The sequence below is a fragment of the Cocleimonas sp. KMM 6892 genome (genome assembly GCF_035798195.1).
Taxonomy (GTDB): domain Bacteria; phylum Pseudomonadota; class Gammaproteobacteria; order Thiotrichales; family Thiotrichaceae; genus Cocleimonas; species Cocleimonas flava.
Map to the genome: position 1 here is coordinate 320,291 of NZ_JAPFBV010000004.1, position 19,790 is coordinate 340,080.

Annotated in this window: 21 protein-coding genes and 1 pseudogene; 13 read left to right on the forward strand and 9 right to left on the reverse strand. The window is 41.4% G+C overall.

The genetic code is table 11. The features are described from left to right. Positions 1-54 precede the first annotated feature (54 nt). The gene (locus OO007_RS13145; RefSeq protein WP_325809145.1) at positions 55-1,164 is read left to right on the forward strand and encodes an SGNH/GDSL hydrolase family protein; all 1,110 of its coding nucleotides are present in this window, start codon (positions 55-57) and stop codon (positions 1,162-1,164) included. A 270-nt stretch (positions 1,165-1,434) separates the two neighbouring features. Continuing rightward, the gene (locus tag OO007_RS13150; RefSeq protein WP_131907158.1) at positions 1,435-1,926 is read left to right on the forward strand and encodes a hypothetical protein; all 492 of its coding nucleotides are present in this window, start codon (positions 1,435-1,437) and stop codon (positions 1,924-1,926) included. A gap of 222 nt (positions 1,927-2,148) precedes the next feature. On the opposite strand, the gene OO007_RS13155 is transcribed toward OO007_RS13150, so the two are convergent. The 3 genes from OO007_RS13155 to OO007_RS13165 form a co-directional block, all read right to left on the reverse strand. Then, complete coding sequence (locus OO007_RS13155) at positions 2,149-2,532, reverse strand: nuclear transport factor 2 family protein (protein ID WP_325809146.1); 384 nt, start codon at positions 2,530-2,532, stop codon at positions 2,149-2,151. A gap of 28 nt (positions 2,533-2,560) precedes the next feature. Beyond that, a complete protein-coding gene (locus tag OO007_RS13160; protein WP_325809147.1) occupies positions 2,561-3,748 on the reverse strand; it encodes a multidrug effflux MFS transporter in 1,188 nt (395 codons plus the stop codon). 161 nt (positions 3,749-3,909) lie between these two features. Continuing rightward, complete coding sequence (locus OO007_RS13165; RefSeq protein WP_325809148.1) at positions 3,910-4,872, reverse strand: hypothetical protein; 963 nt, start codon at positions 4,870-4,872, stop codon at positions 3,910-3,912. Positions 4,873-5,101: 229 nt separating this feature from the next. Here OO007_RS13165 and OO007_RS13170 point away from each other — a divergent pair, with 229 nt between their 5' ends. Both OO007_RS13170 and OO007_RS20270 read left to right on the forward strand, forming a co-directional pair. Beyond that, positions 5,102-6,415 (forward strand): DEAD/DEAH box helicase, encoded by a 1,314-nt coding sequence (locus tag OO007_RS13170; RefSeq protein ID WP_325809149.1) that lies wholly within the window; start codon positions 5,102-5,104, stop codon positions 6,413-6,415. Positions 6,416-6,455: 40 nt separating this feature from the next. Then, a complete protein-coding gene (locus tag OO007_RS20270; RefSeq protein WP_442784342.1) occupies positions 6,456-6,614 on the forward strand; it encodes a S4 domain-containing protein in 159 nt (52 codons plus the stop codon). Between the two features lie 6 nt (positions 6,615-6,620). On the opposite strand, the pseudogene OO007_RS20275 reads toward OO007_RS20270, so the two are convergent. Both OO007_RS20275 and OO007_RS13180 read right to left on the reverse strand, forming a co-directional pair. Further along, positions 6,621-6,842 (reverse strand): annotated as a pseudogene (locus tag OO007_RS20275) (DNA glycosylase AlkZ-like family protein); the annotation flags it as partial. 132 nt (positions 6,843-6,974) lie between these two features. Further along, entirely contained in the window at positions 6,975-7,895 is a 921-nt protein-coding gene (locus OO007_RS13180; RefSeq protein ID WP_325809151.1) for a LysR family transcriptional regulator, read from the reverse strand. A gap of 152 nt (positions 7,896-8,047) precedes the next feature. Between OO007_RS13180 and OO007_RS13185 the strand changes: the two genes are divergently transcribed. After that, positions 8,048-9,046, forward strand: a complete 999-nt coding sequence (locus tag OO007_RS13185) for an NADP-dependent oxidoreductase (protein WP_325809152.1) — start codon at positions 8,048-8,050, stop codon at positions 9,044-9,046. Between the two features lie 138 nt (positions 9,047-9,184). Here OO007_RS13185 and OO007_RS13190 read toward each other — a convergent pair whose 3' ends face one another. Further along, positions 9,185-9,679 (reverse strand): TIGR00645 family protein, encoded by a 495-nt coding sequence (locus OO007_RS13190; RefSeq protein ID WP_131907165.1) that lies wholly within the window; start codon positions 9,677-9,679, stop codon positions 9,185-9,187. A gap of 165 nt (positions 9,680-9,844) precedes the next feature. Further along, the gene (locus tag OO007_RS13195) at positions 9,845-10,768 is read right to left on the reverse strand and encodes a LysR substrate-binding domain-containing protein (protein ID WP_131907166.1); all 924 of its coding nucleotides are present in this window, start codon (positions 10,766-10,768) and stop codon (positions 9,845-9,847) included. 97 nt (positions 10,769-10,865) lie between these two features. Here OO007_RS13195 and OO007_RS13200 point away from each other — a divergent pair, with 97 nt between their 5' ends. From OO007_RS13200 to OO007_RS13225, 6 genes are all read left to right on the forward strand, one after another. Next, complete coding sequence (locus tag OO007_RS13200) at positions 10,866-11,108, forward strand: hypothetical protein (protein ID WP_325809153.1); 243 nt, start codon at positions 10,866-10,868, stop codon at positions 11,106-11,108. Positions 11,109-11,436: 328 nt separating this feature from the next. After that, on the forward strand, positions 11,437-12,762 hold the full coding sequence (locus OO007_RS13205; protein ID WP_325809154.1) for an MATE family efflux transporter: 1,326 nt from the start codon (positions 11,437-11,439) through the stop codon (positions 12,760-12,762). Positions 12,763-12,975: 213 nt separating this feature from the next. Then, positions 12,976-13,176: a hypothetical protein gene (locus OO007_RS13210; protein WP_131907169.1), complete on the forward strand. Its 201-nt coding sequence runs from the start codon at positions 12,976-12,978 to the stop codon at positions 13,174-13,176. 162 nt (positions 13,177-13,338) lie between these two features. After that, a complete protein-coding gene (locus tag OO007_RS13215; protein WP_325809155.1) occupies positions 13,339-14,112 on the forward strand; it encodes a ZIP family metal transporter in 774 nt (257 codons plus the stop codon). A gap of 39 nt (positions 14,113-14,151) precedes the next feature. Beyond that, positions 14,152-15,465, forward strand: coding sequence for an MFS transporter (locus OO007_RS13220; RefSeq protein ID WP_325809156.1), 1,314 nt, complete (start codon positions 14,152-14,154; stop codon positions 15,463-15,465). A gap of 173 nt (positions 15,466-15,638) precedes the next feature. After that, entirely contained in the window at positions 15,639-16,004 is a 366-nt protein-coding gene (locus OO007_RS13225) for an STAS/SEC14 domain-containing protein (protein WP_131907172.1), read from the forward strand. 116 nt (positions 16,005-16,120) lie between these two features. Here OO007_RS13225 and OO007_RS13230 read toward each other — a convergent pair whose 3' ends face one another. Further along, complete coding sequence (locus OO007_RS13230) at positions 16,121-16,723, reverse strand: HupE/UreJ family protein (protein WP_131907173.1); 603 nt, start codon at positions 16,721-16,723, stop codon at positions 16,121-16,123. A gap of 152 nt (positions 16,724-16,875) precedes the next feature. Here OO007_RS13230 and OO007_RS13235 point away from each other — a divergent pair, with 152 nt between their 5' ends. Beyond that, positions 16,876-17,433: a hypothetical protein gene (locus OO007_RS13235; protein WP_325809157.1), complete on the forward strand. Its 558-nt coding sequence runs from the start codon at positions 16,876-16,878 to the stop codon at positions 17,431-17,433. A gap of 14 nt (positions 17,434-17,447) precedes the next feature. Then, positions 17,448-18,056, forward strand: coding sequence for a DUF1007 family protein (locus tag OO007_RS13240; RefSeq protein WP_325809158.1), 609 nt, complete (start codon positions 17,448-17,450; stop codon positions 18,054-18,056). Positions 18,057-18,239: 183 nt separating this feature from the next. On the opposite strand, the gene mqo is transcribed toward OO007_RS13240, so the two are convergent. Then, positions 18,240-19,727 carry a malate dehydrogenase (quinone) gene (mqo, locus tag OO007_RS13245; RefSeq protein ID WP_325809159.1) on the reverse strand — a complete coding sequence of 496 codons (1,488 nt, stop codon included), beginning with the start codon at positions 19,725-19,727 and terminating at the stop codon, positions 18,240-18,242. Positions 19,728-19,790 lie beyond the last annotated feature (63 nt).

Below are 19,790 nucleotides of genomic sequence, written 5' to 3' on the forward strand. Positions count from 1 at the left end.
AAACAAGGTAGCATTCATTCGCTACCATGATAAAAACAGGATGTAAGCCTCACCGTGTCGAATAGATTTGAAAATAATTCTAAAAAAACACTACTGATCATTTCATTGATTATGATTCTGGTGGTGCTATTTGGTTTTGAAAAACTCCTGGGCAACACACGATTTGGTGGCGAAGAAAACCAGTCCGTTCGCCATATCCGCTTAAAAGAAAACACCCCTAATATTAATAAAATGCTTTCACCGAGTGACGATATAGTAGCGCTATCTGATAGCTTAGAAAACAAGCCTTATTCTTTCAAAATTGATCAGAATGGTTTTATTTTTCCCTCCACTACGCATCAACAAGCCGACAAGGTAATCGCCTTTCTTGGAGGTTCGACCACAGAATGCATGTATGTGGATGAAGATAAGCGCTTTCCTGCATTAACAGGAACGTTATTAGAAACGAACAGCGGTAAAAAAATTAATGCGCTCAATGCAGGTGTCAGTGGTAATAACAGCATGCATTCGATTAATAGTCTGTTGAATAAAATTATTCCGATGAACCCCGATATTGCCGTACTCATGCATAATATCAATGACTTATCGATATTGTTGCACGAAAAAACCTACTGGAATAATAACGTTCATCGATCACTCTTAGTCACAGAAGACAGGTCGATAAAAGCAATGCTTAAACAGTTATTGCCTAACACCTACAATTTCGCTTTCGAAGTGAAACGCAAACTGCTCGGTGATGGCAATGAGTTTGAAAATGCTGATCATGGGAATAACCAACCTAGACTCAGCAATGAAAAAATACTGTCACTGTTTAAATCCAATCTGGATAGCTTTATCGAAATCAGCAAGGCAAACAACATCACCCCAGTTCTGATGACACAAGCGAGTCGCTTTACAGAAAAGCCTGATGAAGTAGTTATGAAAAACCTGCAAAATCTTGAGGCGATGGGTTTAAGCTACCCTGAATATCGCTCTCTTTTTATTGCGATGAACCAAGTCATCAGAGCAGTAGCTTTGGAGAAGTCAGCATTACTCATTGATCTCGATCAAGCAGTGCCTCAAACGAAAGAATATATGTCTGATCCCGTTCACTTTACTAACCGTGGTTCAGAACTTGTCGCCAAGATTATTTCCGAAAAATTGACTCCTGTTATTGCACATTAGCAACACATTATACTTGAACGAAAATACTAAAAATAAAAATATTGCCATACAAATCAATAGATTAGAATAAAGCAAAATATCTCATTTCACTCCTTCTATCCGAATTAAGCGATCACGTAACTACCGCTCATCCGCTTTGCCATCATTTCTTGAACGTCAATCGCTCATAATTGCCCGTATGCATGAGACTACCTTGAATCGGGTAATCTTAATAACCCCAATATATAAAATTCAAACCCATTTAATAAAAATAAGTACTGGAATAAAAATATGATTTTTTCTAAAAAGTTAATGACTGTAGCTGTTTTAATGGCTGCTTCATCAATCGCCACCGCTGCAACAGACACTGCAGAAATTGAGATCAACGTTACTAAAGACGCTTATGTTAACTTCATTGGTGACTTGGCTGGCAATGCATCTAAAGACCTATCTGTGACTGAAGTTAATGGCACAGTGACTACCTTAGGAAATCTGGGTACAGAGTCGAATACTACGGGTGGATGTGCAATCAACATCTCATCAAAAAATGACTTTAGATTACAACACAATGTAGATAGCAGCTTGTATCTACACCAGACAAATCATTACTCTATCAATTATTCTGGTGAGTCGTTCACATCTGGATCAGCACCAACATTAAACCTCGCTTCATGTAACAATGCGGCATCACCGATGCAAATTGCCACACCTGGTTTTGCCTCTAGCCAAGTTCAGGCTGGTACTTACTCTGACATATTAACGGTTACAGTAACGACAGAATAAACAAGACATAGAGCGATTAAGACGAAACGAAGATTTCTGGATAATTAGCGGATAATTTCTGCGAAAAGCCTTAATCGTAAAACGAAAAAAGCCGCACTTTTCTGTGTGGCTTTTTTTATTTTTTGCTCTCGATAAAACTAACAAAGGGGCAAAAAATATAACAATACAATAAATGAGTTAGTCACCCCCCTACTTTAAGGGCTTTTTTTATCTAATATCTGTTTAATACATTTTATTGCCATTTTTAGTTTCTTTTGGCACATCCTGAATAGAATCCCAATGCTCAACGATCTTACCGTTGTCATCAAAACGAAAGAAATCCATCGTTACGTATTGCGCATTTTCTGGCCATGTTTGAATGGTGTGTAACGCGACTAAATCACCTTCTGCTATCGCTCTTACAAACTCGATATGCTTCTCGGGATAGTCTCTCTGCATTTCTTCAAAGTACTCGATAAATCCCGATTTTCCATTTTTAACAACGGGATTATGTTGAATATAATCATTCCCCACATAATCTTCGACGGCTTTAGCCGGCTCTCCAAGGTAAGCAGTGCGATAGAACGCAATTGCATTTTCCTTATTTTTCTCAAGATTGTGGCTCATCAGCAACTCCAATGACTTAAAGGAAAGATTAATCTTTCCAGGTGATATAAATAATAGGCAGCATTAACACACCAAAACCTATCACAATAGGAGTGACGGAGTCGTTATAAAAGCTACCAATAAATGCGGCAATAATGACAGACATGAGGGTACTGCAAGAGCCGATCACAGATGCTGCTGCACCAGCGACATGACCCACTTCTTCCATCGCTAAACTGTGCATATTGCCAAACAGAATTCCGAGACAAAAGTAGGAAATACTAGCGTATATCAAAAAGCTCCACAAAGGCACAGACGTGTCGTTGAGCCAAATGTAAACCACATAGATAATTGACACAAAAAATAAGAACATCGCCGCACGCAACACCATCTTGTGCATACCTAATTTTTCAACCAGACGCGAATTCACAAATGATGCGAACATCATTACTAATGCCAGACTTCCAAAATATAAGGCGAAGCGATCACCCAACTCAAAGTGCTCCTGAAAAATCTGCTGTGCCGTACTCAGATAGGCCAGAATAGCGCCAAATGCGAGACCTTCAGCAATCGTGAATTTCACAGCTTGTTTATTGCGCAATACTTCTTTTACCGATGACCAAGCCTGACTAAAAGAAAATGGCACACGACTTTCGACTGGTAATGTTTCTGGCAAACGAATCGAGAACCAGACCCAGGCAAACACCGCATAAATACCCAACATGGCAAATACACCTTGCCAATTAGTCAACATCAAAATACCTTGCCCTATTAGCGGCGCTATCGCAGGTACCAGCATGAAAACCATCATTATCAGTGACATGATTTGAGCCATGCCACGGCCTTTGTATAAATCTCTGGTTATCGCTGTTGGAATAATTTGTGGACCTGCGGCACCGAAGCCCTGCAAGGCGCGACCAACCAACAACATACTAAAACTACTGGCAAAAATTGTGACTAATGTCCCAATCAGAAAAATGGCAAAGCCAATATAGACAGGTCGTTTTCGCCCGAAACTGTCGGATGCTATTCCAAAAATGAGCACACCAAAACCGTAACCCATCAAGATTGTGGTCACAATATATTGCCGACTATTACCGTCCTGAACACCAAACTCATTACTGATAAAAGACAAGGCAGGTAATATTGCATCAATCGCTAGTGCATCGACGGCGACAACAACACTCATCAAAATGATGTATTCAATACGCGAAAGCGCCTTAGCTGTGGCTTTCATTTAACACTGATTTCCCGTTCGATTAAGTGACTAACACTCAATGAATTTTTAATAAAGGTAGGCCACTCATTACACAATAAGCGACAAAAATGAGCTGAGAGTATGGGGGTGTCTGACCGTTTTTACTACAGTGCCTAATAATTATTTTCTAATAAAAATAGCTACTTTTTAATCAGGGACCTATTCACCGAATCCCAGCACCACTGATTGTTAGGGATTAAATGTGTTCCACCGATCCAGCGATTTATTTCTGCTAATTCCAGCCAATGTTTCTCACCTGCCAAAACGGCTTCGCCCATGGGCGTAATGTTTAATTCAAGATCTGGAGATGGTGGTCTTTCCCACGCCATTCCGGCAGCTAGTTTTAATAAGGGAGTTTTGCCCACTAGCAATTCTTCAATGATTATCCAGAAACTGGAGTCTCCCATAAACATCCGATCTTCTGCTGCCTGAGAGTCCGCGAAAACTTTCCAGAGATTAGTTTCGCCATCGGAGATAATTTTCAATGCTTGTTCAGCAGTGCGCGACAAACCATTTCGACAACTGGGGTATTCTTCCAATTGCCTGATAATCGCACCTTCTAGAAATGGTAACGCTGATGTATCTATAGAAAGCAATGCAAACCAATCTTCAGGATTAGTAGATCGAAATGCTGCCCATGCCTTACTCGATAAAGCCAAATGATCTTCAGTGATTGGTTCCTCATATTTTGGCAGATCAGCCATTTCATCAGGCGAAAGCATTCCCAGATATTGGTCCACACAAATAATAGAAAGCTCGGTATTATTTGTTGGGTTTTGCGCGAACCAATCAAGAATTTGAACGATCTGCAATTGATCATAAAGGTCATGCTCAAACCACAAGATCACTTTGTCATAGCTTGCAAATGACTTAAGCGTGTCATCTCTTTCGATAAAAGAGGCGCTAATATTATCAAAAGTACCCCAAGCACAATCAACAATGAATTGTGTACGGACCTCTGAAAGCTCTTCTAAGGAAAGCCCATCAGGCACAGGACCATCATGCAGCACATCTCGCCACGGTAAAAAAACACCGGCAATTTCTGCTTTCTGCATAATATCTACAGCGGAATCGCCATTGGTGATATTTAATATATTTTTCATTTGGTACTGTTTTATTTGGTAGTGGAAGAATAAAAAACTGAGTGATTAGATTATAGAACAGACAAAGGTCACCCCCCTACTTTAAGGCACTTTTTTGAAAACAATTGGAATAAAAGTCAGAATAAGAAACAGAGTAGAGGAATAATAAATTGCCTCTACTTCTCAGTCACTAACAGGCATCATAGACTAAATATAATCAAGTACCAATCAACCCGAGGAATGCGTATCTATGTCATTTGGCTCTTTAGGCTTGTGTGATGAGCTGTTGAAAACCGTTGCAGAGCAAGGTTATACAACACCATCACCGATACAAATTGAAGCTATTCCAGCGGTGCTTAGTCAGCGTGATGTTATGGCGGTGGCGCATACTGGCACAGGTAAAACGGCTGGCTTTACGCTACCTATGGTGCAGTTATTATCTGGTGGTCTTAGTCCTGAAAGTAGTCCTGAAAATAGCCCTGAAGCTAAAACAGTACGAGCATTAATCATTGCGCCGACTCGCGAGCTTGCGGCTCAGGTTGTTGAGAGCGTTAAAACTTACAGCCACGACATGAATATTCGCTCTGCGGCTGTGTTTGGTGGCATGAGGATTGAGCCGCAGATAGCCGAGCTAGCAGGTGGTTTGGATATACTTGTTGCTACACCTGGTCGTTTGATTGATCTATATAATCAACAGGCGATTAACTTTGATCAGCTTGAGATCCTAGTCCTGGATGAGGCTGATCGTATGTTGGATTTAGGGTTTATCGACGATATCCGTCACATCCAAACGCTGCTGCCTATGAAACGTCAAACGTTGATGTTTTCAGCGACATTCTCTAAAGGCATCAAGTCGTTTGCTCAAGGCTTGTTAAATGATCCACTGCTAATCGAAGTTGATATCGATAACAGCACAGTCGATACGATTAAACAGAAAATACATCCTGTAGATAAAGAGCGTAAGACTGAGGTGTTGATTCACCTGCTTCAAAAGAATAAATGGCCGCAAGTATTGGTCTTTGTTCGTACTAAGAGAGAGGCGGATAGTTTGGTCGTTGAGCTGCAAAATGCAGAGATTAATGCTGATTCTATTCACGCGAACAGAACCCAACACGCACGCACGCGTGCCTTAGAAGGATTTAAAGGCGGAAGTATTATTGTATTGGTAGCAACGGATATTGCCTCTCGAGGCATTGATGTTAACCAACTCCCTTGCGTCGTTAACGTTGACCTCCCCTTTGTGCCTGAAGATTATGTACATCGCATCGGTCGTACCGGCCGTGCTGGTTCCTCCGGTGTCGCGATTTCACTATTCAGTGAGGATGAATATAAGCAATTACATTCTATTGAACGCATCATAGGTCGTAAGTTTGAACGTGAGGTTATCCCAGGATTTGAGCCAAGTGTGGCGGCACTAGCACATCCATCCGCTGATGAGGAATATGGTAATTTCGAGCCAGATCCTGTGCCATCTCGTAAAGGTAGGCGTAAAGGTAAAGGTCAAGGAAAACCAAAGGGGCGTAGAGGTAGTGGCAGCAACTCATCTCCGCGAAAGCCTAGATAGCAACCTAGAAAATAAGAAAGAACAATGCTGATTTCCCATTATGCGCCTTGATAAATTCGTCTGTAAAAGTACTGAATTAACGAAAACCGAGGCTACCCAACGAATCCATTCTGGTGAAGCTAGTATTAATGGTGAAATTGCTAGGAATGAAGCGACTCAGGTACACAAAAACAAAATGTTTCAGATCACCACAAGCTAAGGCCTGTTTACGCGGCAAACTATAACGGTAGTTACACATGGGTATATACGCTGCTGCGTGTGACCAGTATTCAAATACGTGCTTATCAGCAATCAGTTGATCTAATTGCTCAGGCTTATAACGCGGATTGCGATTCCACAAAGTATGGTGGTGCGCCCGCTGGATAACAGAGATAGTATCGCTCTGGATATAACCAAGATGTTCAATAGCAGATAGCGTAGCCTCCATTGCACTTCATGATAGCTTTGAAGGCAGTAACTTTTGAGACAATAAAACCAGTTTTCTAGCTTGTTGAATTGAAAGTGACTTTGTCATTTAAGCTAAAATACCCTTATTTATACAAACAATATTATGTAAAGGTCACCCCCCTACTTTTACCGTGTTTTTTGTAATTCTCTCAACCAAAAAATCCACCGCCACCTTCACTTTGGGCACAGTATAACGCTGCTTCTGATACAGCAAAAATACACCCAAATCCATTTGTTGGGTAATATTAATCGGTTGTTTAAAGGTTAACTCGACCAGATCATTGGAATCTAACAACTCTTGTGTCGACCATTTTGGCAGCATGATTATCCCCTCTCCATTAAGCGCTTTATCTAATAACCATTGACCGCTGTTACTGATTGCAACCACTTGGGCGCTGACATCCTGCCATTGTTTATCGAAATAACTCAACCACGGTACAGGGCCATTCGGTGTTCTATAATACAAACCCGAATGCGCTCTCAATTCCTGAGGGTGTTTAGGCATCCCGGCTTTTTTTAAATATTCAGGTGATGCCACTGGGTAAAAATTATTATCCATTAATTTGGTCGCCACTACACGTTCATTAGGTGCATAACCGCTACGTATGGCGATATCGATTTCATCACGATTTAAGGTAGTGACCTCATCACTCAAACTTACATCCAGAATCACTTTTGGATGTTTTTCAGAGAACTCATTTAATAATGGCAACAATATTCTTTGACCAAAACCCACGGCTGCACTCACTCGAAGTTTTCCCATGGGTTCGCTGTGATAGCTTTTTACCGACTCGTTGGTTAGCTCTAATTCCTCAACAAGCTGTTTTACCTTTTTGTAATAATCCCTACCTACCTCAGTCAGCTTTACTACACGAGTCGTTCGTTGCAATAACGTAGCGGATAAGCTCTTCTCTAAATCAACAATTCTGCGTGACAATGACGATGCTGGCACATTAAATCGTTTTGCTGCTTCGGTGAAACTACTCGTTTCTGCTACTGCGATAAAGTAATTAATAGCTCGTAATTGATCCATAAGAAGCCCCATTATTGTTTTAAAGACAATAAATATTAACATTTTTGAGGGTTTTTCATAACGAATAGATAAGTAATAATTCATTCATACCGTGCTTATAGGCAACTAACGTAAGCGCTATTCAATGAACATGAAATGAAGAGAGTAACGAAATGACAACATATACCGCAATAAAATTAGCAAACCGTCCTTCTGCTAAAGACATCGGACCCAATCTTTTTGAAGTAGAACGATTAGAAAAACCGTCACCAGCAGCAGGAGAATTTTTAATTAAACAATCTCACATGTCACTCGATCCAGCAATGCTTGGCTGGATGAGTGCTGACACCGAGAGTTACATCCCCCGTGTTGAGATAGGCGAAGTGATGCGTTCATTCGGATATGCTGAAGTCGTCGAATCACAGCATCCTGATTTTGCTGTTGGCGACAAAGTCACTGGCATGTTCGGTTGGACAGAATATGCAATCAGCAAAGGCCAAGGCGTCAATAAGGTAGATGCAAATTTACCCGCAGAAATGGTGTTATCCATCTTTGCTTTACCTGGCCTAACAGCAACACAAGGTTTGTATCGAGTAGGAAAACCAAAAGCAGGTGAAACACTGGTTGTAACAGGAGCAGCAGGTTCTGTTGGTTCAATTGTAGGACAACTTGCAAAAGCCGAAGGTTTACGTGTTATCGGAGTTGCAGGCGGACAGGAAAAGTGCGACTGGATTGTTAACGAACTGGGCTTTGATGGTGCAATTGATTACAAAGCAGATGGCATCAAAGAAAAACTTGAAGCACTGACTCCCGATGGTGTCGATGTATATTTCGAGAACACTGGCGGACCTATTCAACACCATGTATTTGAACGCATGAATGCCCACGGTAGAATTGCAGTGTGTGGAATGATTGCTGATTATTTAGCTGAAACACCAGCGCCCGGCCCTAGCTGGATGAATCTACTAAGAAAGCGCCTGACTGTACAAGGCTTCACCATGCCGGATCACTTTCATGAGACAGTTGAGCTTCTAGATATTTTAACACCCCACGTAAAGGCAGGAAAAATCAAATACCGCGCGCATATCCTTGAGGGATTAGAAAGCGCAATGACGGGATTGAATTTATTCTTTAGCGGAGAAAATAAAGGCAAATTGATAGTGAAACTATAATTTGTAATTACCTACTAAAAAACTAGTTATAAGTGGGGGGGGGCCTTTTGTTGTGCTTAATCAATTCAAAAGGCCACCCCCCACCTTTTAAGCTGTTTTTATACATCTTTGTTTATTAGCTAATTAGCCACCCACAACTCAGCTACGTTTTGAATTCAACTTATCAATAAACGCCATGCCAATTCCTGAAAGCACAAAGGTCAAATGCATAATAACGTACCACATCACTTTTTCATTATCGGTATCCTGAAGATTCATGAACACTTTGAGTAAATGAATGGATGAGATAGCCACAATAGATGCCGCTACTTTTTGTTTTAAACTTCCCGAATCAAGCTTTCCTAACCAGGCGAGCTTATCCGTTTTCTCATCTAAATCGATGCGTGAGATAAAGTTTTCATAGCCACTAAACATCACCATCACTAGCAAACCACCGACCAAGGCTAAGTCAATCAAGGACAAAACGACTAATACCAAATCTGACTCAGTCGCACCCAATATGATTGGAAAAACATGAATCAATTCCTGAAAAAACTTAATAGCTAATAAAATCAACGCCAAAGAAAGCCCCATATAAATCGGTGCTAACAACCAACGGCTGGCGTAAAAAACGGATTCGATAAATTTTTCCATACTATTCCTGACTGACCTGTCTAATAACGATGACAACTGTAATACAACAGTTTTGTGCGCGTGAGTATCACTTATTTTTAAGGTTTATTCTAGTGAGCTTTGCAGATGATTTTCCACAACATTCAAGCATTAAGTTCGTGAGCTTGAATCATTTTAAAGCCACTATCAAGTCTCAAAACTGATGTCACTGTGTGTGCCCAACCAGTCTTTAAATGCCCAAAAAGAAGGTAGGGATTCAGCAGATTTAGGAGCCGTTAGATAATACCCATTATCTCCCTGCAAAACATGCTCACAGGCAATCGCCAAGCGCCCTGATTTAATATCACTTTTGATAAAGTTTCTGTCGATCAGCCCGATTGAATCTGCTGTTTGCAACACTTCCACAACCTGAGCCGAGTTTTGCAGTTGTAAATTGCCTCTGGTTCCATCGCGTATATCAATGTGGGCAGATTGAAACCATTCTTTCCACAAGCCTGGCATCGATGAGTTTGAAACAAGCGACTGATTGCTGATTTCTAATGGTGTGAACTGTTTTTTATTAGCCTGTAGCTTTTCATTATTTTCCAATAACGATGGATGACAAACCGCGACTATTTCCCGGTTAAATAAACGGTATGAGAGTAAATCATTCCAGTCACCTTTACCCATTCGAATCGCCGCATCAAAGGGGTCTGACTCAAAATTAATCATGTCTGTGGTAGCGATTACAGATAAATTAATATCGGGATGAGCACTGTAAAAGTCTTTCAATCTTGGCAACAACCAGCCTGTTACAAATACCGGCGCAACGGATAATGCCAAGGCGCTGTCTTCCAGCCCGCGAAATGCTCTTCTGCTCGCTTCATTCAATTGTTTGATTGGCGCTCTTATATCATTAAAAAGCCTTTCGCCTTGTGCCGTTAGCTTGACCCTTTTATCTAGACGATCAAATAATTTATGACCCAGAATCTGCTCCAGATTACGCACCTGATGGCTCACCGCTGAAGGTGTGACATATAACGACTCTGCCGCCTTTTGAAAACTAAGGTGTTCTGCAGCTGCGGCAAAGGTATTGAGATTGTTAAGAGGGAGGCGATTTTGCATACACATGAGAATACCTCATCTGTGCCACGAGATTAAGTCCTTTGTGCAAAAAATCTTAGCGCCCTATTATTACCTCAACATTAAGAGAACAGAGGACTCAATAATGACAAACATACAAGCTATTAAATCAGGATACAACCAAACCAAGACTGGTTCTATTGATTATAATTTTTACGACCAACGAGCTAGAAGTATACGCTCTGAATCTATCTGGAGTCTCTTCAAAGGTGTTTTCTCAGATAAGGAAAACTCACCAGTAGAAGCGATCCAAGATTGCGAAGTGGTTAATTACAATGTTGCAAAAACATCTAACGAAGATGTAAATACAATGAAGCATGCAGCTTAATCAAGCTGCTGCATCATTTGTAAAACGCTGTATATACCAATGTGCAAATTGATGAGCAAAGCTCATTGAGCATATTTAAAGCCGAGCCTGCTCAAATAATACGTCACGATATCTGTATTTTTTAACTCCCCGCATTGTTTATTTATCATAAAGTCACCCCCCTACTTTGGGGCACTTTTTTGTACATTGCTAACTATCTTTTGTCCTTCTCGCTATTTTTTTCGCTGTCTTTTCTCACTATTTTTCCTCGTTGCTTTTCCTTATCTATTCCCTATCTATTTCATAAGAAATAAAACACAATAATGTCTTTTGAAATCAGCGACACCTAATGACTAACGCCAACAAATTATCACCTAGTCATAAACAAGTCTGGGCACTCGCAGGGCCAATTATCGTTTCGAATCTTTCGATTCCATTGGTTGGGGCAGTCGATACTGCCGTTGTTGGACACCTTCCAGGACCAGAATCTATCGGTGCAGTAGCATTAGGCGCATTGATTTTCAGCTTTCTATTTTGGGGATTCGGTTTCCTCAAAATGGGCACTACAGGTTTTATCGCCCAGGCTTATGGTGCTGATAACGAGCCATTACTGCTAGATACATTGTCTCGCGTGATCATACTCGCGCTGGGGCTGGGGCTTTTCAGCATTCTGATCAGTTACCCCATCATTCAATTTGCTTTATACCTACTTGATGGCACACCTGCGGTCGAGGCACTTACAGCTAATTACGCCCATATTCGTATCTGGAGCGCTCCTGCGACCTTATCGACCTATGTATTTACCGGTGTTTTCATCGGTATGCACAATACCAAGCGGGTTTTGATTCTATTATTAGTGCTCAATTTTACTAATATTCTGTTAGATCTGGTATTTGTGGTTGGTTTTAACATGGGTGTCGAAGGCGTTGCCTATGCAACCTTAATCGCGGAATACCTTGCGGCAGCTTGTGGTTTCTTTATGTTGCGCGAACCAATCAAAAAAGCGCTAGCACGTTTTAGCTGGAAAGCCATTCTCGAACGACAGGCAATCACGCGATTACTCAGCGCGAATAGCGATATATTTATTCGCACATTATGCCTTGTGTTCTCACTTAGCTATTTCACTGCGATTAGTACCGGCATGGGTGAAGTTGTATTAGCCGCAAATGCGATATTACTCCACTTACAAAGCATTATGGCGTACGCATTAGACGGTTTTGCGCACGCAGCAGAGGCATTAACCGGCAGTGCCTATGGAGCACGTAACAAAAAAGCCTATGTTCGCTCGGTAAAAATGACCAGTGTTTGGGCATTCGGCTTTTCCGTCTTAATCAGCGCCATCTATTTAATTTTCGGCGAAATGATTCTAGGCTTTTTCACGAATATCGATGAGGTACTCGCAACCGCAACAACCTACCTTCCATGGATGATCATCGCGCCGCTGGTGTCTATCTGGAGTTTTCAAATCGATGGCATTTTCATCGGTGCCAGCTATACCAAAGAAATGCGTAATGCGATGTTAGTATCGACGCTCATCTTTCTTGTGCTATTACAATTTCTGGTCCCCCAATGGGGCAATCATGGCCTGTTTTTAGGTTTGAGTTTATTTATGCTAATCAGAGCCCTGACGCTGGGTTTCTTTTATCCCAGGATTCTCAAAGCGCTTAAAGAATAAAGTCACCCCCCACCTTTGGCGCACTTTTTCCTACAACACCTTGAGATGGAGCCAGTATTAGTCGAAATATAACGTGAGTCTTCCTGCAGGACAGTCACTCCAATTAATTACGAATTATTGTTAATTCATCCCTTTCTAAGATATAAATTGGCTGTTTTTTGCTGTTATTATAGTCAGCGTTAACAGTAAAACTATCAACCCTCGGTCAATGCAATGAAGAATGATCCGAACAAAAAACTAATCGTTCTCAAACCTTTATTATTAGCGCTCGCTATGGTTTTCGCTTTCCTCGGCGTGGGTAAGATATGGCTCTGGTCGCAAGGCGCGAGTAGTGGCAGCGATTTATACGTGGGTATAGGTTTAAGTCTGCTTTCCATCTTTAATTTTATCTTTTTGAAACTGCTTAAACTCTGATTTATTTTTTGGAGATCATATTAGTGTCTTTGGCTCAGTCGATAAAAAGATCGCTCGGCTTATTGATATATTTCTCTGCACACAATTAACATTTAGGGCTTTTTCGTCATAGAAAATAGCACAATAATCTTCTTCTAAATTAAACGACAATATTGGATTGCTATGAATGTCATTATGATGGGTGTTGTGGGGAGTCTTGTTGCAGGTCTGTTGACAGGCGTAGGCGCTTTGGGCGTTTTCTTTTTTAAACAATTATCCGCAAAACTTGAAAACAGTTTACTCAGTTTTGCCGCTGGAATTATGCTGGCAGCTTCGTTCTTCTCATTAATCTTGCCATCCATTGAATACGGCGAGCAAATTTTCGACAGCAAAAATATGGCGGTAATCATTACGATTATTGGCATTATGTCGGGGGCCGTTAGTTTGTCTTTAATGCACCGCCATTTACCCCATGAGCATTTTCTTTCTGGTCAGGAAGGTCCTGATACACAAAAAATTACGCGTATCTGGCTGTTCGTGTTTGCAATTACACTGCACAACTTTCCAGAAGGAATGGCGGTTGGCGTAGGCTTTGCTGGTGGCGACATCAGTAATGGCATGAGCCTCGCAACAGGCATAGGGTTACAGAATATCCCCGAAGGATTGGCCGTTTCGGTCTCTTTACTTTCAATCGGTTATTCAAAGATGAAATCATTTTTCATCGGATTTTTAACCGGGCTTGCAGAACCCATTGGGGGATTGTTTGGCAGTGTTGCTGTATCTTTCGCTGGCCCTATTATGCCTTGGGCGCTAGCGTTTGCGGCAGGTGCGATGTTATTTATAATCAGCGATGAAATTATTCCGGAAACTCACAGAAGTGGCTTTCAGAATCTGGCAACATTCAGTTTATTGATTGGATTTGTCTGCATGATGTATCTTGATGCGACGTTAGGCTGATACCGATTACTTTTATTTAATTCTTACTAAGAACCAAGCATGAAATTCAATACAGAAGAACTCTACAATCGGATTACAGGTGATGAAGATGCACGTGTTTGCAAGGATATCCCAGAAGCCGCGTGTAACGATCAGCCTCATAATTTTTTCGCCTATTTGTGGTCCAATTTATTAGGAAAAATTGCCGATGAAATCACCAGTGCCAAACTGGTGATTCCGTGGTTATTCGGTTTATTGGGCGTACCTGCTACATTCACCGGCTTTATTGTGCCGATTCGTGAGGCGGGTGTTTTACTGCCTCAATTAGCTGTCGCAGCTGCCGTGCGTAATCTCAAAATTCGCAAATATGTCTGGGTTCTAGGTGCAGTGCTTTCTGCATTGAGCTTACTGGGCATGGCATGGGCGGCAGCAACTCTTGAAGGCAAAAACGCGGGCTGGACGTTTATATTGATGCTGGTCATTTTTAGTTTATCGCGCGGCATCTGTTCGGTTTCGGCCAAAGATGTATTGGGTAAAACCGTCTCCAAAAGTCGCCGTGGCGTGTTGATGGGTTGGAGTGCCAGCCTTTCTGGCATTGCTATTCTTATCGTTGGTATCTGGATGAGTAGCTTTGATCTCGGCGACTCTAGCGTTCAAGTATTTTCAGGCTTATTAATTGCTGGCGCTGTTTTATGGATAGTGGCCGCTTTGATCTTCTCTCGCATCGATGAACAACCAGGCGCTACAGAAGGCGGAGGAAACGCCCTTCAAGTCGCGATCCAGCAATTGCGTTTGATCGTTGATGATGCTGAATTTCGTCGATATGTACTGGCGCGCACCTTGTTATTGTCGGTTGCACTGGCACCTCCCTTTTACGTGTTGGTGGCACAAGGCAATACCGACTCGGGTTTAATGGGTTTAGGCGCATTGATTATTGCTAATGGCATTGCATCGAGCATATCTGCACCCATCTGGGGTTATATGAGCGATACATCCAGTAAGCGGGTTATGGCTATTGCTGCAATAGGCGCTGGAATTTTAGCCATTTTTACCTGTTCGGCAATCTGGCTAGAATGGGATTTAGTGACGCATGAAATCGGCTTTGCCATTATCTTTTTACTGCTCAATGTGATGCATGGCGGCGTTCGTCTGGGTCGTAAGGTCTATTTGATGGATATGGCAACGGGTGAAAACCGAGCTGCCTACGTCGCGGTATCCAACACTATCATTGGCGTGATGATGTTGGCAGGAGGCTTAATCGGGCTGGTTGGTGATAAATTTGGTGCTGCTGCGACGTTGTTGATATTGGGATTATTGTCTTTATTAGCGGCATTTTATATTTTAACGCTGAAAGATGTGAGTGACCCTGAATAAGTAAATCGCTGATTACTAGATTAAAACCAGACTCGACAGCTAACGACAGTGACACAACAATATGAACGAAAGTTAAGGTGTTTTTCATTTACGTAAATCGAGAAAAGACTAAAATATCAATAGTAAAATAAACAAGCACTAGAAAAAATACAACGAATAAGAGGTGATGAGAAATGATATCTATAGAGCTAGATAGAGAAGCCGCAATCGCGGTCTTGCAGTTACAAGGTGAATTAAGAGAGAAAGATTTCGATTTAATTACCAAAGTCATCGACCCTTATATTATCGAACATGGAAAACTTAATGGATTGATTATCAACACCAAGGATTTTCCTGGCTGGAATTCTCTCGGAGCGATGGTCGAACATTTTAAGTTCGTAAAGAGTCATGAGAAAAAACTGACGCATGTTGCGCTGGTAACAGATTCCCCCATTGGCGACTTAATGGGAATATTAGCGAAATTCTTTGTCTCTGCAGATGTTAAACACTTCGATTATGATGAGTTTACAAAAGCACAGGAATGGATACTGGAGAAGTAATAGCGTTGAATTCTTAAGTCACCCCCCCTACTTACAAGGCTTTTTTCGACCAGTCTTATTAGTCAGCCCAAGTAGAGGGGTGCAGATATATATTGTTTAAAAGTATCTATATACGATTATAGCGCGCCACTCAAAAAACCAAGTCCGACAAGGGCAATAACCACACCGCCAGAACGCACAACGTATTTACCCCAAGACCAACGAGTCAGTTCGCCGAAAGCGATACCCGCAAGATGCAATAAACCCGTTCCGATAACAAAACCAATGCTGTAAATTAGTGGGTTAGCCGCATTAGGTAATTCTGTACCATGCGCATGTCCATGGAAAATCGCAAACGCACCAACCAATACAGCTGCAACCCAGATAGGAGGACGAACCGCGAAAGCCACCGCAAGACCTAATACCAAACCAGATAATGCAATACCTGTTTCAATATAAGGTATAGGAACGCCCACGACACCTAAAGCACCACCAAATGCCATTACCAGCGGAAATACAACCGGTAGAATCCAGATTGCAGGACGCCCTAAAAACACACCCCATAAGCCTACAGCCACCATCGCTACAACATGATCCAGCCCTAGCATTGGGTGTAAAAAGCCACTCATGAAACCACCGCCAATACTTCCCGCATCGCTATGAGCAAATACTAGAGAGGATGAAAAAATGCCGGCGATTAGCAACAAACATTTAACGAACACAGAGGTTTTAGGATTCATTTTAGGTGACCTTATTTATTTAACACGTTAATATTAACCGACTATTTCTTATTGCGAATGATAATCAGTACAAAAAATTTAAGGGTAATAATTTTACTTGTATCAGTCAAGCATCTCTTACCTTTTTCTAATACAATTTATAGATGATATTAATGAATTTACCACTATTATTTTCTTTTTCGCCAAGCTGGCTCACGCAAGGGTTGCAACACCCTGTTTTGACACCTTCGCATGCTATTTTACTCTGTAGTCTGGCATTTTTGATAGGACAACAAAGTAAGCTTCCCATTCATATTTCTTTACTGTTTATTTCCTCGATAGCTGGAATGTTACTCAATTATTTTGTGTTCCCAGGGGCCAGATTAGAACTGTTATTGCTGGGCATGGCATTAATCATTGGTTTGCTGGTAGTCATAAGAATAAAACAACTACCCCCACTGATGCTAATCATTAGCCTGTTACTAGCCACACTCACAGGTTTGTTTATTGGTATTGATTCACAACCAATCAGTATTCCCGGTTTACGCACCAATAGTGTTATTAACTGGCACTTGGGCGCAGTCATAACGATTACCTTGAGCACCTTGATACTTTCGTTGATAGCACAACTATTACGCCGTTTTGGAGACGGTATTGTTTTGCGTGTACTCGGGTCATGGGTCGCAACCAGTGCCTTGATCACATTAACATTACAATATGCAAAAATTTAGGATTTAACAGATTGATGAAAAATAAAGACACGATGAAAACTTTTTACAGCAGTCAATGTTTGTTAATACATTTGTTAATACTTTTTTTATTCACAATACCGCAAACGGCATTCGCTCATTTCCATTACGAGATAAGCCTCACATCTCACTTGCAGGCAAACGCACAAAAGCAGTTAGACTCCATTAAAATGACATGGACCTATGATGATAACGTCAGTAAATTAATGCTACAGGATGACGAAGACATAAGCGATTTAAGAGAACGGTTAATTAAAGAGCTTGGAAATTTTTTATATTTCACCAGTTTAACGCTGAATGATCTATATCTTGAAACAAAACAAGTTACCACGTATGAATTGCAGGAAATACAACACCAAAATAAAACCAGGCTTCAACTTACGATGACATTAGCCCTAAAAGAACCAGTAAGTTTAGAAGGGAATAATACGCTGGAAATTGAGCATGAAGACATATCTGCATCAGCAATTATGTTCTATGAGACACCAGCAGCATTAAGTATTGATGAACGTTTAAATAAAAACTGCCGTGTTGATATTAAAGACAAAGAGAAATATGAAGAGGGGGAACCACCCCAAATAGTTAAAGTCATCTGTCTCGCATAATTACGGAGATACTAACAAAAAATGCCAGTACCTCGTATACAGATGCTTTGTGTACATATTCATTTAGTTTCAAACCGATTAACACCCCCCTACTTATACCACTATTTAAAAAAGTGCCTATAATTTAAAAAAGAGCCTATAAGTAGGGGGGTGGCAAACTGTTTATTAGATATCTTTTAACCCTTAACTATCACCAAGTTTCAGCGTTTTCAACGTTCTGCTACGGACTGATTTTAATAATTCAGGATCATCGATTAACGATTTTTTATACGAAGGAATCATTTCGTGTAGCTTTGCCTGCCACTCATCCGATGCCATTCGCTCACTAAAGCAACTTTCCAGTACTTCCAACATCGCTTTAACCGTTACTGAAGCGCCCGGAGATGCACCCAGAAGCGCCGAGATACTGCCATCGGCAGAGCTAACGACTTCAGTACCAAACTCCAGCTTTCCGCCTTTGTCTTTATCTTTTTTGATAATCTGTACGCGTTGCCCAGCTTCTGCAAATACCCAGTCATCAGCTTTAGCATCAGGGAAGTAATGGCGTAATGATTCCATTCTTTCGGCATGCGTTTTTCTAGATTCTTTAACCAGATATTTGGTTAGGTCAAAGTTACGAAAACCGGCAATCGTCAAAGGTAATATATTGTCGAAAGTGGTGGATTTGATCAGGTCAAACTTAGAACCGTGCACCAGAAATTTCGTGGTAAAACCAGCGAAAGGACCAAACAGTAAGGCATTGCCATCTTCTAAAACGCGCTTGTCTAAATGCGGCACAGACATTGGCGGCGAGCCAACAGCAGCTTTACCATAAACCTTGGCATTATGTTTCGCAACAATATCTGGGCGACGACAGATTAGCCACTGACCACTAACGGGAAATCCACCATAACCATCCGCTTCCGGGATATCTGATTTCTGTAGTAAAGGCAGTGCTCCACCACCTAGACCGAGGAATACGAATTTAGTGTAAATAGGCTCTCTTTGCTCAAGATTTAAGTCTTCTATCTTGACCTTCCAGCGGCCGTCGTCCTGCTTTTCAAGATCGGTAACATTGACATTTAATCTAAGGTCAAAGTCATCCTGTTCGCGCAAATGACGCGCAAATGCACGTGCTATACGACCAAAGTTAACATCCGAACCATGTGCGATTTTTGTTGCCGCTACTTTTTCATTGGGGTCGCGATTTTCCATCACTAACGGCAACCATTCACTGATTACAGCCGGGTCATCACTGAACTCCATCTCTGCAAACATTGGATGCTCGCGCATCACTTCATAACGTTTACGCAAATATTCGACATTATCTTCGCCCCAAACAAAACTTTGGTGCGGCACAGAGTTGATAAACCTTGATGGGTCTGGCAGCGAACCGTTTTCAACGCAGTACGACCAGAATTGTAGGCTAAGCTCAAACGCTTCATTAATGCTAAGCGCCTTACTGATATCGATTGAACCGTCTTCTTGAAGCGGCGTATAGTTCAGCTCACAATAGGCGGCATGTCCCGTACCCGCATTATTATGGCTAGCCGTACTCTCCTTGCCTACGCCATCGAGTCTCTCCACCATAATGATCTTTAAGGTCGGATCGAGTTGCTTTAACAACATGCCCAGACAGGTACTCATTGCTCCAGCACCAATCAGAACAACATCAATATCTTTCTTGTCCATAATAATTCCCGCTTAAAAAATTATAATGGCGTCATTATATATCGTAATTTTTCACTTTGTTAT

Coding starts and splice junctions, on each gene's coding strand:
- OO007_RS13150 (WP_131907158.1), top strand. CDS start 1,435: ATGATTTTTTCTAAAAAGTTAATGACTGTAGCTGTTTTAATGGCTGCT.
- OO007_RS13155 (WP_325809146.1), bottom strand. CDS start 2,532: ATGAGCCACAATCTTGAGAAAAATAAGGAAAATGCAATTGCGTTCTAT.
- OO007_RS13160 (WP_325809147.1), bottom strand. CDS start 3,748: ATGAAAGCCACAGCTAAGGCGCTTTCGCGTATTGAATACATCATTTTG.
- OO007_RS13165 (WP_325809148.1), bottom strand. CDS start 4,872: ATGAAAAATATATTAAATATCACCAATGGCGATTCCGCTGTAGATATT.
- OO007_RS13170 (WP_325809149.1), top strand. CDS start 5,102: ATGTCATTTGGCTCTTTAGGCTTGTGTGATGAGCTGTTGAAAACCGTT.
- OO007_RS20270 (WP_442784342.1), top strand. CDS start 6,456: ATGCGCCTTGATAAATTCGTCTGTAAAAGTACTGAATTAACGAAAACC.
- OO007_RS13180 (WP_325809151.1), bottom strand. CDS start 7,895: ATGGATCAATTACGAGCTATTAATTACTTTATCGCAGTAGCAGAAACG.
- OO007_RS13185 (WP_325809152.1), top strand. CDS start 8,048: ATGACAACATATACCGCAATAAAATTAGCAAACCGTCCTTCTGCTAAA.
- OO007_RS13190 (WP_131907165.1), bottom strand. CDS start 9,679: ATGGAAAAATTTATCGAATCCGTTTTTTACGCCAGCCGTTGGTTGTTA.
- OO007_RS13195 (WP_131907166.1), bottom strand. CDS start 10,768: ATGTGTATGCAAAATCGCCTCCCTCTTAACAATCTCAATACCTTTGCC.
- OO007_RS13200 (WP_325809153.1), top strand. CDS start 10,866: ATGACAAACATACAAGCTATTAAATCAGGATACAACCAAACCAAGACT.
- OO007_RS13205 (WP_325809154.1), top strand. CDS start 11,437: ATGACTAACGCCAACAAATTATCACCTAGTCATAAACAAGTCTGGGCA.
- OO007_RS13210 (WP_131907169.1), top strand. CDS start 12,976: ATGAAGAATGATCCGAACAAAAAACTAATCGTTCTCAAACCTTTATTA.
- OO007_RS13215 (WP_325809155.1), top strand. CDS start 13,339: ATGAATGTCATTATGATGGGTGTTGTGGGGAGTCTTGTTGCAGGTCTG.
- OO007_RS13220 (WP_325809156.1), top strand. CDS start 14,152: ATGAAATTCAATACAGAAGAACTCTACAATCGGATTACAGGTGATGAA.
- OO007_RS13225 (WP_131907172.1), top strand. CDS start 15,639: ATGATATCTATAGAGCTAGATAGAGAAGCCGCAATCGCGGTCTTGCAG.
- OO007_RS13230 (WP_131907173.1), bottom strand. CDS start 16,723: ATGAATCCTAAAACCTCTGTGTTCGTTAAATGTTTGTTGCTAATCGCC.
- OO007_RS13235 (WP_325809157.1), top strand. CDS start 16,876: ATGAATTTACCACTATTATTTTCTTTTTCGCCAAGCTGGCTCACGCAA.
- OO007_RS13240 (WP_325809158.1), top strand. CDS start 17,448: ATGAAAAATAAAGACACGATGAAAACTTTTTACAGCAGTCAATGTTTG.
- mqo (WP_325809159.1), bottom strand. CDS start 19,727: ATGGACAAGAAAGATATTGATGTTGTTCTGATTGGTGCTGGAGCAATG.